Raw genomic sequence first — 14,325 nt, forward strand, 5'->3', positions numbered from 1 at the left:
CCGATCTCCTCGCCGGCTTCTTCGCCAACACCGGCATGACCCTCGACCCCGAACCCCCGTGATAGCCCGAACCTCAGCCTTTCAACCTCTGTAGCAATCTGGAGCGTGGAATCGCCGACTCGCACCTCGACTCGGGACCGCCGTCGCAGCCAGGAGCGCGCCCACTCTACGAGCGTGCCAGACGCAGCCGTCGCGACGAGTCCGAGCACCGCCGCCAAGATTGGCGAGATATCCACAGGTGCCTGTATAGCAGGGGCACGCACCGAGGAGGTTCCGCGCATCCCGCGAAGGCGGCGCACACATCCGGTCACGGTTCGGCCCAGGCAGCCAGGCCGCCGGATCCGGATCTGCCGCTGGCAGTGTTCACCGCGACGGATAACGCCTGCGTTGCCGCCGACGGCATCCGCTTCTGCGGCCGACCGCGCGTCACGTTGCGTGACAGGCGTGGGTGGTCGAACGCTCGGTCGTCCCGAATTGAGGATGCCTGCTGGCGTTCGATCAGGCAAGATCAAGCCATGCCGTCGGAGCCCGGTGCGTACGAGGCCAACGGGTTGTTGGGTCGTCTCGTCGGCTTCCGTCTCTACTCGGTCCAGTTCGTCATGGACTACGTGCAACTGCGCTTCGACGGACCGACGGAGGACATGCCTGTCCTCAACTGCGACGTGTTGCCCGTGGTGGAGGCGCCGGCCGGTCTGGTCGCTCAGGGGCAGCTAGGCTACGCCGACGCCTTGCGCGCATTCATACCCTTCCTTGTTGTGGCGACGGCGGAAGGCGCCGGCCAGGGCCTTCGAATCGAGTTCGCCAAAGGGGCGATCTGCCTGCGTCCAGCGGTCGATGAGGTGTCCGGGCCGGAGATCGCGCTCCTGAGCGGCTTCAAGGATGGGCATTGGATGTGCTGGCGGCCCGGCGAAGACTCCTTTGGAGACCTTGCGTGATGCACCGAAACGGTCTAGCGCACACAATCCATGCTGCCAAACCGCCATGTGGACGGGTAGGTGACCACTCGCGGCTCGCGGCGCGGATCTCGATGTTGTGGAACCCCGTCCTCCGCCTGCAGTGTGGGAGGCTTTAGTCGTGCCAGAGACCGGTGAAAGCGATGCCTTCGAAGCAGCCTACATGGCCGAGCTGAAGGCCCTGCTAACTCGGCACGGGCTGGTCCTCAACTACCAGCATGACCGAGCGGCGATCGATACGGGCCTGCACCTTTTCCTAGAAGGAGAAGGAGCGAGGAAGGCGAGTCAGGTTCGAGTGTGGTTTCAGGCCAAGGGCAGGAGGGCCGGCACGCTGCCGCTGGCGGCGTATCAGGCTGCCCACACCGTGGACGTTAAAGTGAAAGTGGACCACCTTCGGTTCTGGGTGGCAGCACCCGAGCCTGTCTATCTTGTGGTCTACGTGGAGTCCGCTGCCGATTTTATTGCCGAGGACGTCCGGGACATCGTTGAACGGCAGTGGCCGCGCGGCGACTTTTACTCCGCCATCCCTGTCGGCCAGGGCGAGGTTACGCTGCGCGTCGCGAGGTCGATGAAGCTGGATGAGGCACGTATCGTTGCCATGCTGCGGCACCGAAGCATGCGGATCGATGGGCCCGCATTTAGGGGACGGCCTTTGGGACATCGATATGATCCGATCAGGTCTCAAATCGCGCCACCGCCCCCGGCCACATTCGAGCAACTCGTCGAGCGACTGCTCGCCGCACATGATTTCCGAGGGCTGGAGGTCATCGACATTGCACCGGATCTGAAGGCTATCCGAGGACGTCTGTACGAGACGCTGAGCTGGCAGTCGCCGGCCTTCGCCGAGTACGGCTACGGACCCGACGACGACTTTCGCATCGAGCCCTCCTACGAGACCCTGCATGGCGAAGTCGTGATTATCATCGACCGGGCTATCGGACGGAAGAGGCTGGATGACGCCGAACGCACAGCAACCGTAGAGCTCATCGATCGATGTCGTGCCCCCGGCGCGAACCTCGCCGTCATCTTTAATGGTTGTGACCTCAGCGGGACGGGTGGCTTATGGCGCAGCACCCTCCGCGACTCGGGAACCCACGGCTCCTACGCTCAGGTGCGGCAGGCCGGCGTCGAGGCCATCACGTTTCTGCTGCTCGTGACTACCCTCGTGTACCTTGACTTCGCTCCTGAGATTTCCTGGGACCACATCAATTTCCTCTATACGAGCTGAGCCGCCCGATTCGCCGAGCACACGTCGTGGAGCCATCCGCTCATGCCGCGATGATGGCAGCCTGCGAGCCCCAGGTCGGCCCCTCCCGCAGGAGGACTCCGCGTAGGTAGTCCTGCTCGACGAGGGCGCAGCTGCGGCTGCTACCGAGACGCCGTGGCTTAGGGCAGCGATCCGGTGTGCGTGGCGGTCGTGGATGCCACTTGCCTGTCAGTTGTCGCCGATGCGCAACAGCGGTACGTCGTAGAGGCTCGCCTCGGGGATACGGCACATGATGGGCGCAGCGACCTCGATGATCAGCATCTCGGTGAGGAACTGGACCGTGGCGGCGAGCAGGTGACTGGTGTGGCCGGTCGCGCTGTGCTCCTTGAGCCCGACGCTGACGTGGATGTGCGGCGCGATCCGGTCGTGGGCGTCGTCGTAGGCGATGGTGCCGCCGCCGAGCGCTTCGACGTCGGTCAGGTGCACCCGGTCCCAGACCGGGGCTTGGGGGTCGTCCAGAGGCTGGCAGGTGCCGACGATCTCGACCGTGCTGAACCCGGCGATGAAGACGGGGATGTAGCCGTGCTGGATGCCGTTGGCGCGGCAGGCGTCAGCGAGGGCGGTGGAGAAGTCGTCGCCATGATCGAAGATGACGCCGATCATCCGTCCGGGCGTGAGATCGTGGCTGCGCATACTGAGGCACTTCCGGCCGGGTTGGTCGGGGGAAGTGGCTGTGGTGGGTCCAGCCGAGGACGTACGCCCGTCAGGGGTGAAGAATCCTGTCGTAGTCTTCGTCGTACCAGCCGTCGGTGTTGTGCTTCGCGATGGTCCCCGCGCTGCGCGTTAGCATCAGTACGTCGCCGTTGAGGGTCAGGGCCGCATCCTCGGCCCTGCCGGCGAGGATTCTGGCCACGGTCGCCAGCATGTGGGGTTTGCCCTTGTCGGCCAGGGTTTCCTTGCGCATGTAGAAGCTGACGTCGACGTAGGTCTCCGGCTCCCATTCCCACAGAGCGCCACCGTCGTCCTCGGCGCTGTAGTAGCCGTGCCGGCCGCCGGTGATGTCCACGACGTACCCGCGCTCGTCGTTCAGGTCGGCGCTGAGCACCCTGCCGCCGGACGCCGTGGACGTCTCGACCGCTCCGGGAGCAGCTAACGCCGCCACCTGCTCCAGTGGAATGTCGCCCGCCAGCGCAAGCCGGTACTCGACAGCCATTTGCACCCCTTCATCAGTCTCGCCGGATGATCTGAATGATCGCACCGTCGCGCGTTACCGCCGCCAGTTCTTTCAGCCCCGCTACGGGCCAGTCCTGGAAATGCTTGTGCAGGGCGGCGAGGTCTCCTCGCTAGTCGTGGAAATTCACCATCACGCGTTGGGTCTGCTCCGCGTCGACCTTTCTGGACACGGCGCTCCAGACGGCGCGGGGCGGGACGGGAGCAGTGGGCGCGTAGCAGTCGAAGACATGCCCCTCGATGAGGAAGTCGGGTGCCTTTTCCGGCCTCCCAGAATCCCCGGTCTCGCGTCGCGCGTCCGCGACCTCCTGTCTCGTGGGGTTTTGGTGGACCCGGTACCCCTTGCCGGCGACCCTGTCGGCACACTCGTTCTCCAACTCCAGGGCACGGCGCTCCCGTGGCTTTTTCGTTCGCGGAGATCCGGGTTCGACGTCCGGTAGGCGTCCCACCGCCGACGCCGGTGGGACGCCTGGTCCACGGGGTTGCTGCGTCAGGGTCCGTGGAGACAGTCCTGCCCAGGGTGGGGGTCGTCGGGGATGGGCTGCCGGTGGTATGAGGGGTGGGGCTGGCCGGTGGATGACCGCCAGCCCTCGTCAGTTTCCCGACGAGCCCAACTGCCGGGCCTGCGCGATCGCCGCCTCAACGGCCTGCCGGGTCCCGCCGGTGCGCTGAACGACCAGCACCAGGACCTGCTTGATGGCTTCCAGGGCCTGCAACAGCGGCCCGGGCTGCCCGCCCTGCAGGACCACGGCGACGAGCTGCTGCGCCTCACCGACTCCGGTGATGGCCCCGGCTGCCGCGTCACGAGCGGCGTCCACGGCGGTCAGCACGGGCGCCAGCCCTGCGATCGTCTCCTGCGGGGTGGCCTCGTTCGGCACCGCCAGGGTGGCCTTCGTCGCCTCACCGATCGAACCGGCAAGACTCCCCAGGCCACCCTGGATGCCCGTGATCGCGTTGCGTACCCGGGCCACACCCGCCGCCACGGCGACGAGGCCCGCGCCCGCGGCCCGCAACGCCACCTCCTGTGCCTGGCTGTCAGCAGCGGCTGCCAACCCCTGTGCACGTTCGACTCCGGTCATCATCGCGCGAAGTTCGGCGGCGATCTTCTCGATCTGCGACACGTGGCCGGCATCCCCAATCGATGAGGGCGAAAGTGCTCGACAGCTGAACCTACCGGGCTCCTTGCCGGGGGCAACCAGGCACCGACGAGGCGGTCGGCACCGCAGATGACCCCCAAACTATCGGTCGTCTCTGCATCTGCGAACAGATGCCGGGTGTCGTTGTGGCTGGTCAGGGCCCAACGGAGGGTCGGGTCACGAGAGCGGCTGCTGCACCCAGGTCGTGACGCTCGTGGTACGCCGCGACAGAGGCGGTGGCCCCACCGGCGACAGGCACGGCCAGGAAGTGGTGGAATGCGGCGTCGATGGTTTCGCCGTGGCCGACGAGGACGCGCTCACCTACATACCGGGTCATGATCTCGCCGATGGCGACGCTGGCCCGATGCAGGTAGTCCCGCCAGGTTTCGCCGCCGGCCGCGAGCGGACGGTCCGCATCGAGGGCAGGGATGTCCCCGTACTCAGCGACGACGTCGGTCCACGGCCGGCCGCCGGCGGTGCCGTAGTCCTGCTCGGCGAGGTCGGCGACGGTCTCGGCGTCCAGTTGAGGTGAGCGCCCATGATCGCAGCGCTTCCCGGGCTCGGCGCAGCGGCGTGGTGTAGATGGCGAATCGGGCGCTCGTGGTGCTCTTGACCGAGTCGTTGGGCTGGTCGTTCGATCTGGCGTCGGCCTCGGTCGGTCGGTCCGCGACACTCTTGGAGGCCTCCGACCGCTTCATCACTCTCGCCCTGGCCGCCCTCGCCGTCCTGGCTGTCTGCGCCGGCGACGCGACCGACGACTCAACCGACAGCCGGCTGATCAAGCTGACCGTCAACGAGATCCGCCGCCTGATCAACGCCCGCATCATCCGCCCGATCAGCGACCTCGGCCACCGTTTGCACTGGTCAGGCTGGGCGACGGCAGCACCGAGCCCGAGCCCGACGAGCCCACTACACACGCCGCCTCAATCTCGAACTCCAACCATGATCCTGAACGGCGGCTGCCGTGCTAGTCCGATCTCGGCCCATCCACCGAGCGGCCTGGTGCCCGTATCTCCTTTCTGCGCTCACTGGACGCCTCCATATCCTTGGCACCCGCAACGATCGCGGCAGATCAGCCGTATCCGCCGGAAACACAGCCGAAGCCGACGCTCGCCGCCGACAGTGGGAATCGGAGGAATGCCCCCGACCGCTGCATTTCGGTACGCCCACCGGTCGTATCCGGAAGGCGGGACCGTCCACTCTCACGCGCATCCGACGCAACACCCGAGTGAGCAAGTCAGTGCCGACACGTCATGGCACCATTGATCCACACCTCGCCGGATTCGTACCGAATGAAGTTCGACGCCTGAACGTGTGTAACCGCCCAGTGGTGGCACTGCTACTCCCGCACAGCTAGTAGCATCTGGAGGGCTCGCCAACGGGGAGGCAAGTGCACATGTTCGAAGCCTTGGGGCTGAATTCAATGACCGAATCCGTATATCTAGCGCTTCTCGGCAATCCGGGTGCCAAGCTCGACGCCGTCGCCTTGGAAATGCAACTGCCGGAGGAGCGGGTCCGCAACGCCTTCGACGAACTGGTGCAGATGTCACTGGTGTACGAGCCGCCTCAGGACGGTGGCCGGTTCCGCGTGGTCAATCCGGCGACCGGGATTGCCGCGCTGGTCGCCCGCCGCCAGCGCGAGATGGAGGAGTCCCGGGCCGCGCTTGAGCTGCTGGTCGCCAGCCGGACCGTCGACCGTACGCCGACTGTGGAGCCCGGCGTCGAACGCCTGGAGGGCATCGAGGCCATCCGCGCCAAGATCAGCGAACTCGCCGAGTCCTGCGTCTGGGAGAACGCGTCCCTGATGCCCGGCGGCGCGCAGTCCCAGGAGAGCCTGCTGGCCAGCCAGCAGCTGGACGCGGTGGCGATCGACCGCGGGGTCCGGGTGCGCACCGTCTACCTGGACAGTGTGCGCAATGACCCGCACACCCTGAAGTACGCGAGCTGGCTGTCGGACCTGGGCAGCGAGGTGCGGACCGCGCCGACGCTGCCGCTGCGGCTGCTCATCGTCGACCGGCGGGTGGCCGTGGTCCCGGCGCAGACCGAGGATTCCAGGGCGGCTGCGGTCGTGGTGACCAGCGAGGGCGTGGTGGCCGGCCTGGCTGCGCTGTTCCAGTCGGTGTGGCGCACGGCGACTCCGCTCGGCTCACCCAGGCGCCGCGACGACGAGGGACTGTCCGCGCAGGACCGGGACGTGCTCAAGCTGCTCGGTCAAGGGCTGACCGACGAGATGATCGCCCGCCGAATGGGCGTCTCGGTGCGCACCGCCCGGCGGATCGCCTCCGATCTGCTCACCCGGCTCGACGCGCGCAGCCGTTTCCAGGCCGGCGCCAAGGCCGTGGTCCGGGAGTGGCTGACCGCTGATGATCTGGAGTGATCGGTGCGAGGGACGGGAACCTGCAGCTGCCGGTGTTGCCCACTCCCCACGGGTCCCTGAGCGGCGACGATAACGGGGTGTCTGGTGATCCGGTACGGTCCGTTCGAAGCACGTCTCGACCGCAGGCTGCTGAGCCTGCCGTCGGGTCACGCGCGCACGGTTCCTGGCTGGCCTACGGATGCACCACTGCATGGTGGACATGCGGCTGATCGGGCCGGTGCCTGTCAGCCGCCATCGCCGATCACGTCAGGGCCACCGGCGGCGTAATGGCCTGCGGATGCACACCCTCCGACTTTGCCGTGACCGTGACGGAAAAAGCCCGGTCGGATCATAGGATCCGACCGGGCCCGCCCGAGATATTAGTATCAGTCCCAACCGAAGTTGTACTGCGCCGCACCACCGGTCGAGGCCCCCGAGGAAGCCTGCGAAACACCGGATCCGGCAGCTCCAGAAATGGCGGCGGAGGCGCCACCGATAGTCAGCAGTGCGGCGAGGGTGAGGACGGCCTTGCGCATCTTCTCTTCTCCCGTGTCATCAGCGTTCGGGTTCTGCCACAACTCTGGCCGACCGGGTTCGGCAGGCAAACATGTTTGCCCTGGACGGAGGCTGCAACAACCGATGTGGACGCCCCCGCCGAAGCAGGCCGGAATTACCCGGTGCCACGCCTGGCAGGAAAAGGCCACTGGTTCTGCCCACCGTTCGACGTTAGGTTGTCAACGCAGGCACTCGGCCGATCGCCTATTGAAAGGTCGCCGAGTCGGCGGGCATCAGGGGTTCGGCGAGATAGCAGGCGCCGCCTTCGGAAAGCCCTAACGAATTCAACGGGGGAAGACGGAAATGAACCTGCAGATCGGCCTCCTGGGAACGACCATTCTTCGTCACGACGGCCGCGAGACATCCGTGCGACCCAACCAGGCGCGCACGATCCTGGCGCTACTGGCCCTCTCCTGCGGCCGGGTGGTGTCCACCGAGCAGCTCATCGACGAGCTGTGGGCCGATCGGCCGCTGGGCAACGCCCGCAACGCGCTGCAGGCGAATGTCGCCCGCCTGCGACGACTGCTGGCAAGCCTGGTTGGCCTGGACGCTGACCTGGTGCGCGCCGAGGCCAACGGCTACCTGCTGGACCTGCAGCCCGACGCGGTCGACGCCAAACGGTTCGACGACCTGGCCCGGGCCGGTTCGGCGTGTCTGCTCACGGATCCGGCCCGGGCGGCCGGGCTCTTCGAGGCAGCGCTACAGCAGTGGCGGGGCATGCCGCTGCTCGACGTCGCCGGCGGGCACACCTGCCGCGCGGTGACGGTCCGCCTTTCCGAGCGCCGCCTGGACGTCCGCAAGCAGCTCGCCGAGGCGAATCTGGTCCGCGGCGCCACCCACGGGCTGATCAGCGAGATCAAACAGCTGGTCGCCGAGCACCCGTCCGACGAGCAGCTCAGCGAGCTGCTGATGCTGGCGCTGTACCGCAGTGGGCGGCAGAGCGAGGCGCTGGCGGTGTTCCACAACATCCGCAGCTGGCTGGGCGCGGAGTTCGGCCTGGAGCCGGGCCCCCGGCTGCATCAGGTCCAGCACGCGATCCTCAACCAGGACCGCAGCTTCGCCGCGCTGCGGCCCTCCCCGGTGTCGTAGCAGTCACGGGTACGCAAGAGAAGGCCGTCACCGGCACCGAGAGGTATCGGCGGCGGCTTGTTCGTGTGCGCCGCTCACACCTGCGCCAACGCGGCAACCCGCCGATCGTCCACCACCAGCGAGGTGGCACCGATCACCGCCACGGCCGCCGAGTAGCGCGGCCCGGCGTCCAGGTCGGCCAGCGCGATCGCGGCGCCCCCCGGCAGGCCGGGGAACGCCAGCACCGACGTCGGCACCCGATGGCCGGCGACGGTGAGCTGGGTCATCGGCACGACCAGCCCGTGTCCGGTGGCCTTGAGCACCGCTTCCTTGCGACTCCAGTAGATGCCGAACGCCGCTTCCCGGACCTGCGCGGGCAGGGCCGCGAAACGGCCGAGTTCGACGTCGGAGAGCACCTTCGGGGCCAGCCGCTCGTAGTCGCCGGCGCCGACCTGCTGAACGTCGACGCCCGGCTCGCCGGTCTCGCAGACGGCCAGCGCCACCCACGTGCCCGAGTGCGAGAGCGAGAACCGCGTACGGGCTTCCGGCACGTACGGCTTGCCGTGTCCCTGACCGCAGTGCCGGCAGTCCCGGCGGATCGGGACGTCCTCGGGCCGGCAGTTCAGCAACGTGCCGAGCGTGGTCCGCATCAGCGCCCGGCCGGTGAGGAACCGGTTGCGGTCGGCCGGGTTGCGCAGCCGCTCGTACCGGTCGCGTTCCTCCGCGCTGAGCAACCGGTGCGCGCCCGGATCCCACTGCGGCCGCGCCCAGTGGACCGTGCAGATCGCCGCTGCCAAGCGGTCACACCCCGGCCGGTTCGTGAGCGCTGTCCCCGGTCAGGTGCAGGAACACCTCGTCCAGGGTGGGCCGGCGCAGCGCGAACTCACTGACGTCGATGCCGTGGGCGCGTAGCCGGGCCACTGTCGCGGAGAGCCCGTCGAGACCGCCGTCGGTTTCCAGCGAGACGGTGCCCTGGCGTTCGTCGGTGAGGATCTCGCCGACCGCCACCTCGCGCAGCAGTGCGGTGGCGCGCGGAATGGCGGCCGGGTCGGTCAGGCCGATCTCCAGGCGCTGCCCGCCGACGCGGGCCTTGAGCTCCTTGGCGGTGCCCTCGGCGGCCACCCGGCCGCCGTCGATGACCACGATCCGGTCCGCGAGCGCGTCGGCCTCCTCCAGGTACTGCGTGGTCAGCAGCACGGTGGTGCCCTCGGCGACCAGCCCGCGGACGGCCTCCCACAGGCCCAGCCGGTTGGCCGGGTCGACACCGGTGGTCGGCTCGTCGAGGAACAGCACCTTCGGCTGCCCGACCATGCAACTGGCGAGGTCCAGGCGGCGGCGCATGCCACCGGAGTAGGTACCGGCCGGCCGGCCGGAGGCTTCGGTCAGGCCGAAGCGCTCCAGCAGCTCGTCCGCGCGCCGGCGGGCCCCGGCCCGGCCCAGGTGCAACAGGGTGCCGATCAGCACCAGGTTCTCCCGGCCGGTGAGCACCTCGTCCACCGCCGCGTACTGGCCGGCCAGGCCGATGCTGCGGCGCACCTCGCGAGGTGTGCGCACCACGTCGTAGCCGGCCACCCGGACCCGGCCGGCGGTCGGCGCCAGCAGGGTGGCCAGGATCCGTACGGTCGTGGTCTTGCCCGCCCCGTTGGGCCCGAGCAGGCCCAGCACCGTGCCGGACGGCACCTTCAGGTCGATGCCACGCAACGCCTCGTGGCCGGGGTACGCCTTGCGCAGCCCCTCGACCTCGATCGCGTAGTCCTCGGTGTACCCGCTCATGCCAGCACGCTCTCCTGGCCGGCGATGCCCCGCGGGCGCAGGTCGGTCCAGGTCGCGTCGATGTACCGGGCGGCCGCCTCGTGCGTGGCCTCGTCCAGCACGACACGCCAGCCGGCCGGCACCGCGGCGAAGCTCGGCCAGAGGCTGTACTGGCCGTCGTCGTTGACCAGCACGCGGAAGATGCCGTCGGAATCGTCGAAGGGGTTGGTCACGATTACTCCTCTGAGCTGCCGGCGGGAGGGCACTGCCGGCAGGTGCCGACGAGCCGTTGTGACCAAACTTTGACAGTTCGCGCTGACCGTCCGCTGACGTCCTACTGATCGGCTTTGAGGTGCGAAAACGGCCCAGGCCGCGAGGGGCCTGGGCCGTTCTCAACAGGATTTTTGTCTGACTGGATTGATCATCAGCGCGCGGGGGTGAACACCTCCGGTGCCGCGCTCTCGACGCTGGTCTGCACCGGAACGGCCGCCCTGCGGCGCAGGCCGGGCCACCAGTTGGCGTGTCCCAGCAGCGCCATCAGCGCCGGCAGGACGACGACCCGGATGATGGTGGCATCGAGCACGATCGCGACGGCCAAGCCGACACCGATCTGCTTGAGCTCGATGAAGCTGAGCGTGCCGAAGATCGAGAAGACCGCCACCATGACGATCGCCGCGCTCGTCACCACGCCCGCGGTGCGCGTGATACCGGAGGCGATCGCGTTGCGGGTGGTCATCCCGGACACCACCTCCTCGCGGATCCGGGTGACCACGAAGACGTGGTAGTCGAGCGACAGCCCGGACAGCACCACGAACAGCAGCATCGGCACCCAGGAGACCACGTGGCCGGTCGAGGTGAAGCCGAGCAGGCCCTCGGCCCAGGTGCCCTGGAAGACCAGCGCGAGCACGCCGAACGAGGCTGCGGCCGAGAGCAGGTTGAGGAAGACCGTGGTCAGGCCGATAACGACCGAGCGGAACGCCAGCAGCATCACCAGGAAGGTCAGCAGTAGCACCGCGGCGACCACCCACGGCAGCCTCTCGTTGAGGTTGGCGGTGTAGTCCATGTCCGAGGCGGCCTCGCCGCCGACCGCGACCTCGGCGCCGGACAGGCCGCCGACGGTGGCCGGCACGATCGTGTCCCGCAGCCGGTCGACCGCGTCGTGGGCCTGGTCCGAGTCCGCCTTGTACGGGGTGTTCAGCTCGAGCACACCGACCCGGCCGTCCGGGGAGTAGCGGATCTGCGGCGGCAGGCCGGAGCGGAACGCCTCGTCCTGCTGCGCCCGCTCGGCCAGCTGGTCGAACCGGGCCCGCAGCGCGGCGACGTCGCCAGAGGAGATCTCGGCGGCGACCTGGATGGTGTTGCCGGACGACGGGAAGTTCTCGGTCACCCGGTCGTAGGTAGTCATCGTGGACAGGCTGCGCGGGAAGTCGCTGATCTGGGTCGACTTGAGATCCATGCTCGCGGCCGGCACCGCCAGCGCCACCAGGGCGCCGGCCGAGAGGACCAGTGCGATGACCGGGTGCCGCAGAACCGGGCCGAGCAGGGCGTTCCACAGCCGCGGGCTGCGGGTCGAGGTGTTGCTGTCGGGCAGCCAGCGCAACCAGCGGCGGCGCGGCCGCATCATCCGCGGGCCGAACTTGGCCAGCAGGGCCGGCAGCACGGTGATCGAGGCCAGCATGGCGACCGCGATGACCAGGATGGCACCGGTGCTCATGGCCGCGAAGACGGCGTCACCGGCGAGGTAGAGGGCACCCATCGACAGGATCGCGGCGACGCCGGAGACCAGCACCGCGTGCCCGGAGGTGGCCGCGGCGATCTCCACGGCGGCGATGTTCTCCCGCCCAGCGCGGCGCTCCTCGCGGTATCGGCGCAGGTAGAACAGCGAGTAGTCGACGCCGACCGCCATGCCCATCAGCACGACGATGTCCGGCACCATGCCCGGGTCCGGCACCACCTGCGAGGCGAGCGCCCACAGACCCAGCACCGACAGCACCGCGGAAAGCGCGAGCAGCACCGGGACTGCGGCCATCAGCAGCGACCCGAACGCCACCACCAGGATGATCAGGGTCACCGGCACGCTGAACGTGGTGGCCTTGGCGATGTCCTTGCCGATCCACTCCTCGAACTGGCTGTTGATCGAGGCCGATCCGGCCTGCTCGACCAGCAGGTCCGGGTGGGCGCCCTGCACCTCGGTGGTGACCTTCTGCAGCGGGGCCACCCGCTCGCCGGCGGTGTCGTAGTCACCCTTCATGGTGACCTGCAGCAGGACCGCCGCGCCGCTCTCGGCGGGCACCGGCTTGGCGACCGACTCCACCTCGGGGACGGCGCCCAGGCGGCGGGTGAGCTCGTCGGTGGCCCGGGTGGCCGCCACGGTGTCGAGCCGGCCGCCGCCGGTCTTTGTGATCAGGATGTTCTCCACGGCCGGGTCCTGCAGGCTGCCGTCGTCGATGATCCGGGCGGCCGTGGCGGCCTCGCCGACCTGCAGTTCGGCCTCGATGGCCTGGCGGGTCTCGGTGGCGCCGCCGGCGAGCACGGCCGCCACCACGAACACCACCCAGACAATTGTCGCCTTCCACGGATTCAGCGCACTCCAGGTGGCTACCCTGGTCGCGACCGCCGTCTTCTTTCCCGACATTTTCAAGCCTCTCTCTGCGCAGCCCGGCCCGCGCTCCGATTCGCGGAGCGGTGCAGAGCGATTCACATTCGGTTCATTCGGCGGTACGCCGGGGATCGTTGTGCCGGCAGGATTAACTGACGCTGACGATTTCGGTGGGCACCTCGACCGCGACGTCGGTGGTGCCGCCCAACGGGCTGAACACCGTGACGATGCCGTCGAAGGGGAGCAGCCGGCGCTCGATGCCCTTGAGGCCGGTGCCGCGCTCGGGGTCGGTGCCGCCCACGCCGTTGTCGTGCACGGTGACCCGCAGCTTGCCGTCGATGTAACGCATGTCGACGCTGGCGTGGGTGGCGTGGGCGTGCTTGATGACGTTGTTCAGGAGTTCGGAGACCACGAAGTAGACGGCGGACTCGACCGGCGGTGTCACCCGGCCGGGCACGTCCTCGGTGACCTCGACCCTCAGCGGCAGCGACATGGCCAGGGCTCGCACCGCGTCGACCAGACCGCGGTCGGCAAGCACCGGCGGGTGGATGCCGCGGACCAGGTCACGCAGCTCCCGCAGCGCTGTCGCCGAGCTGTTCTTGGCGTCGGTGACCATGACCAGGGCCTGCTCCGGGTCCTTCTTCAGCAGCGTCTCGGCGGCGGCCAGGGTCATGCCCATCGAGACCAGCCGAGCCTGGGCGCCGTCGTGCAGGTCACGCTCGATCCGCTTGATCTCGGCGGCCTGCTGGCTCACCGCGTCCGACCGGGTGACGGCCAGGTGCTGCACCCGCCGGGCCAGTTCGGCGCGGCTGCGGCCGTCGAGCATGGCGCCGGCCCAGCGGCCGTGCACCCGCTGCAGCACCCGGGCCAGGATCACGCCGACGAAGATCTCGACCAGGCCGAGGCCGGCGGCCAGCCACGCGGTGGTCTGGCTGTTCAGCGGGATGAAGGAGAACCAGCTGTTGTCCCAGCCCCAGTCCTTCTCGACGATTTCCCAGGTGAACGGGAGGGTCAGGCCCCAGAGGCCCTCGACGATCGCGACGACCGGCAGGAAGCCGAGCACCGGGCCGACGAACGGGTTGACCAGCAGCCAGCGCAGGTCGCGCCAGGTGGAGCGGTCGCCCAGCATGGTCCAGGCCCGCTGCAGGTCGCCGACGAAGCCGGGGCGGTCCGGCAGCGGGAGGTACTCCTCCTCGGCGTTGACGCCGGCCCACTGGCGGGCCAGTCGGCGCTGCAGGGCGGTCAGCGAGCGGGCTCCGTTGAGCGCCCGGGGCAGCAGCGGCACCCCGACGCCGACCACGGTCAGGCACACACAGAGGCTGATCCACAGCAACTGCAGGGCCTCGACAATCGCCAGGCCGGTCAGTGCGGCACCGCGCAGCAGAGCCGTACCAGAATTGGTGTTTGTCACTTTGTTTCGGCTTTCGTCGGCGGCCATTCCCGGGCCCTCCCCGTCTTTTCTGTGTTGC

At 68.6% G+C, this 14,325-nt stretch carries 15 protein-coding genes and 1 pseudogene; 4 read left to right on the top strand and 12 right to left on the bottom strand.

All coding sequences use genetic code 11. From position 1 onward, the window contains the following. Nucleotides 1-236 (bottom strand): hypothetical protein (locus AB0B85_RS01680; protein WP_357402426.1); only part of this gene is annotated, 236 nt, incomplete at its 3' end. A 279-nt stretch (nucleotides 237-515) separates the two neighbouring features. On the opposite strand from AB0B85_RS01680, the gene AB0B85_RS01685 reads away from it, so the two are divergent. Then, nucleotides 516-935: a hypothetical protein gene (locus AB0B85_RS01685; RefSeq protein ID WP_357402428.1), complete on the top strand. Its 420-nt coding sequence runs from the start codon at nucleotides 516-518 to the stop codon at nucleotides 933-935. 181 nt (nucleotides 936-1,116) lie between these two features. Continuing rightward, nucleotides 1,117-2,181 carry a DUF4365 domain-containing protein gene (locus AB0B85_RS01690; protein WP_357402430.1) on the top strand — a complete coding sequence of 355 codons (1,065 nt, stop codon included), beginning with the start codon at nucleotides 1,117-1,119 and terminating at the stop codon, nucleotides 2,179-2,181. Nucleotides 2,182-2,388: 207 nt separating this feature from the next. Here AB0B85_RS01690 and AB0B85_RS01695 read toward each other — a convergent pair whose 3' ends face one another. From AB0B85_RS01695 to AB0B85_RS01715, 5 genes and pseudogenes are all read right to left on the bottom strand, one after another. Further along, nucleotides 2,389-2,853, bottom strand: coding sequence for a DUF296 domain-containing protein (locus AB0B85_RS01695; RefSeq protein WP_357402432.1), 465 nt, complete (start codon nucleotides 2,851-2,853; stop codon nucleotides 2,389-2,391). Nucleotides 2,854-2,923: 70 nt separating this feature from the next. Then, complete coding sequence (locus tag AB0B85_RS01700) at nucleotides 2,924-3,373, bottom strand: SitI3 family protein (protein ID WP_357402434.1); 450 nt, start codon at nucleotides 3,371-3,373, stop codon at nucleotides 2,924-2,926. 13 nt (nucleotides 3,374-3,386) lie between these two features. Next, a pseudogene (locus AB0B85_RS01705) lies at nucleotides 3,387-3,773 on the bottom strand (hypothetical protein). A 210-nt stretch (nucleotides 3,774-3,983) separates the two neighbouring features. After that, the gene (locus tag AB0B85_RS01710; protein ID WP_357402436.1) at nucleotides 3,984-4,511 is read right to left on the bottom strand and encodes a DUF6244 family protein; all 528 of its coding nucleotides are present in this window, start codon (nucleotides 4,509-4,511) and stop codon (nucleotides 3,984-3,986) included. 169 nt (nucleotides 4,512-4,680) lie between these two features. Further along, nucleotides 4,681-5,199 (bottom strand): histidine phosphatase family protein, encoded by a 519-nt coding sequence (locus AB0B85_RS01715; RefSeq protein ID WP_357402438.1) that lies wholly within the window; start codon nucleotides 5,197-5,199, stop codon nucleotides 4,681-4,683. Between the two features lie 750 nt (nucleotides 5,200-5,949). Between AB0B85_RS01715 and AB0B85_RS01720 the strand changes: the two genes are divergently transcribed. Continuing rightward, nucleotides 5,950-6,903 (top strand): LuxR C-terminal-related transcriptional regulator, encoded by a 954-nt coding sequence (locus AB0B85_RS01720; protein ID WP_357402440.1) that lies wholly within the window; start codon nucleotides 5,950-5,952, stop codon nucleotides 6,901-6,903. 365 nt (nucleotides 6,904-7,268) lie between these two features. Here AB0B85_RS01720 and AB0B85_RS01725 read toward each other — a convergent pair whose 3' ends face one another. After that, entirely contained in the window at nucleotides 7,269-7,418 is a 150-nt protein-coding gene (locus AB0B85_RS01725; protein WP_357402442.1) for a hypothetical protein, read from the bottom strand. Nucleotides 7,419-7,740: 322 nt separating this feature from the next. On the opposite strand from AB0B85_RS01725, the gene AB0B85_RS01730 reads away from it, so the two are divergent. Continuing rightward, the gene (locus tag AB0B85_RS01730) at nucleotides 7,741-8,526 is read left to right on the top strand and encodes an AfsR/SARP family transcriptional regulator (RefSeq protein ID WP_357402444.1); all 786 of its coding nucleotides are present in this window, start codon (nucleotides 7,741-7,743) and stop codon (nucleotides 8,524-8,526) included. A gap of 74 nt (nucleotides 8,527-8,600) precedes the next feature. On the opposite strand, the gene AB0B85_RS01735 is transcribed toward AB0B85_RS01730, so the two are convergent. The 5 genes from AB0B85_RS01735 to AB0B85_RS01755 form a co-directional block, all read right to left on the bottom strand. After that, nucleotides 8,601-9,302 (bottom strand): 4'-phosphopantetheinyl transferase superfamily protein, encoded by a 702-nt coding sequence (locus tag AB0B85_RS01735; protein ID WP_357402446.1) that lies wholly within the window; start codon nucleotides 9,300-9,302, stop codon nucleotides 8,601-8,603. A gap of 4 nt (nucleotides 9,303-9,306) precedes the next feature. Next, the gene (locus AB0B85_RS01740; RefSeq protein WP_357402448.1) at nucleotides 9,307-10,278 is read right to left on the bottom strand and encodes an ATP-binding cassette domain-containing protein; all 972 of its coding nucleotides are present in this window, start codon (nucleotides 10,276-10,278) and stop codon (nucleotides 9,307-9,309) included. After that, on the bottom strand, nucleotides 10,275-10,493 hold the full coding sequence (locus AB0B85_RS01745; protein ID WP_357402848.1) for an MbtH family protein: 219 nt from the start codon (nucleotides 10,491-10,493) through the stop codon (nucleotides 10,275-10,277). Before AB0B85_RS01745 ends, AB0B85_RS01740 begins: the two co-directional genes overlap by 4 nt. Before the next feature lie 188 nt (nucleotides 10,494-10,681). After that, nucleotides 10,682-12,892, bottom strand: a complete 2,211-nt coding sequence (locus AB0B85_RS01750; protein ID WP_357402450.1) for an MMPL family transporter — start codon at nucleotides 12,890-12,892, stop codon at nucleotides 10,682-10,684. Nucleotides 12,893-13,004: 112 nt separating this feature from the next. Beyond that, a complete protein-coding gene (locus AB0B85_RS01755) occupies nucleotides 13,005-14,267 on the bottom strand; it encodes a sensor histidine kinase (RefSeq protein WP_357402452.1) in 1,263 nt (420 codons plus the stop codon). Nucleotides 14,268-14,325: the final 58 nt, after the last annotated feature.

The sequence above is a fragment of the Micromonospora sp. NPDC049044 genome, assembly GCF_040649215.1.
Taxonomy (GTDB): Bacteria; Actinomycetota; Actinomycetes; order Mycobacteriales; family Micromonosporaceae; genus Micromonospora.

What these genes read in the sequence shown, in the direction of transcription:
- AB0B85_RS01685 (WP_357402428.1), top strand. Translation starts at nt 516, where the DNA reads ATGCCGTCGGAGCCCGGTGCGTACGAGGCCAACGGGTTGTTGGGTCGT.
- AB0B85_RS01690 (WP_357402430.1), top strand. Translation starts at nt 1,117, where the DNA reads ATGGCCGAGCTGAAGGCCCTGCTAACTCGGCACGGGCTGGTCCTCAAC.
- AB0B85_RS01695 (WP_357402432.1), bottom strand. Translation starts at nt 2,853, where the DNA reads ATGCGCAGCCACGATCTCACGCCCGGACGGATGATCGGCGTCATCTTC.
- AB0B85_RS01700 (WP_357402434.1), bottom strand. Translation starts at nt 3,373, where the DNA reads ATGGCTGTCGAGTACCGGCTTGCGCTGGCGGGCGACATTCCACTGGAG.
- AB0B85_RS01720 (WP_357402440.1), top strand. Translation starts at nt 5,950, where the DNA reads ATGACCGAATCCGTATATCTAGCGCTTCTCGGCAATCCGGGTGCCAAG.
- AB0B85_RS01725 (WP_357402442.1), bottom strand. Translation starts at nt 7,418, where the DNA reads ATGCGCAAGGCCGTCCTCACCCTCGCCGCACTGCTGACTATCGGTGGC.
- AB0B85_RS01730 (WP_357402444.1), top strand. Translation starts at nt 7,741, where the DNA reads ATGAACCTGCAGATCGGCCTCCTGGGAACGACCATTCTTCGTCACGAC.
- AB0B85_RS01740 (WP_357402448.1), bottom strand. Translation starts at nt 10,278, where the DNA reads ATGAGCGGGTACACCGAGGACTACGCGATCGAGGTCGAGGGGCTGCGC.
- AB0B85_RS01750 (WP_357402450.1), bottom strand. Translation starts at nt 12,892, where the DNA reads ATGTCGGGAAAGAAGACGGCGGTCGCGACCAGGGTAGCCACCTGGAGT.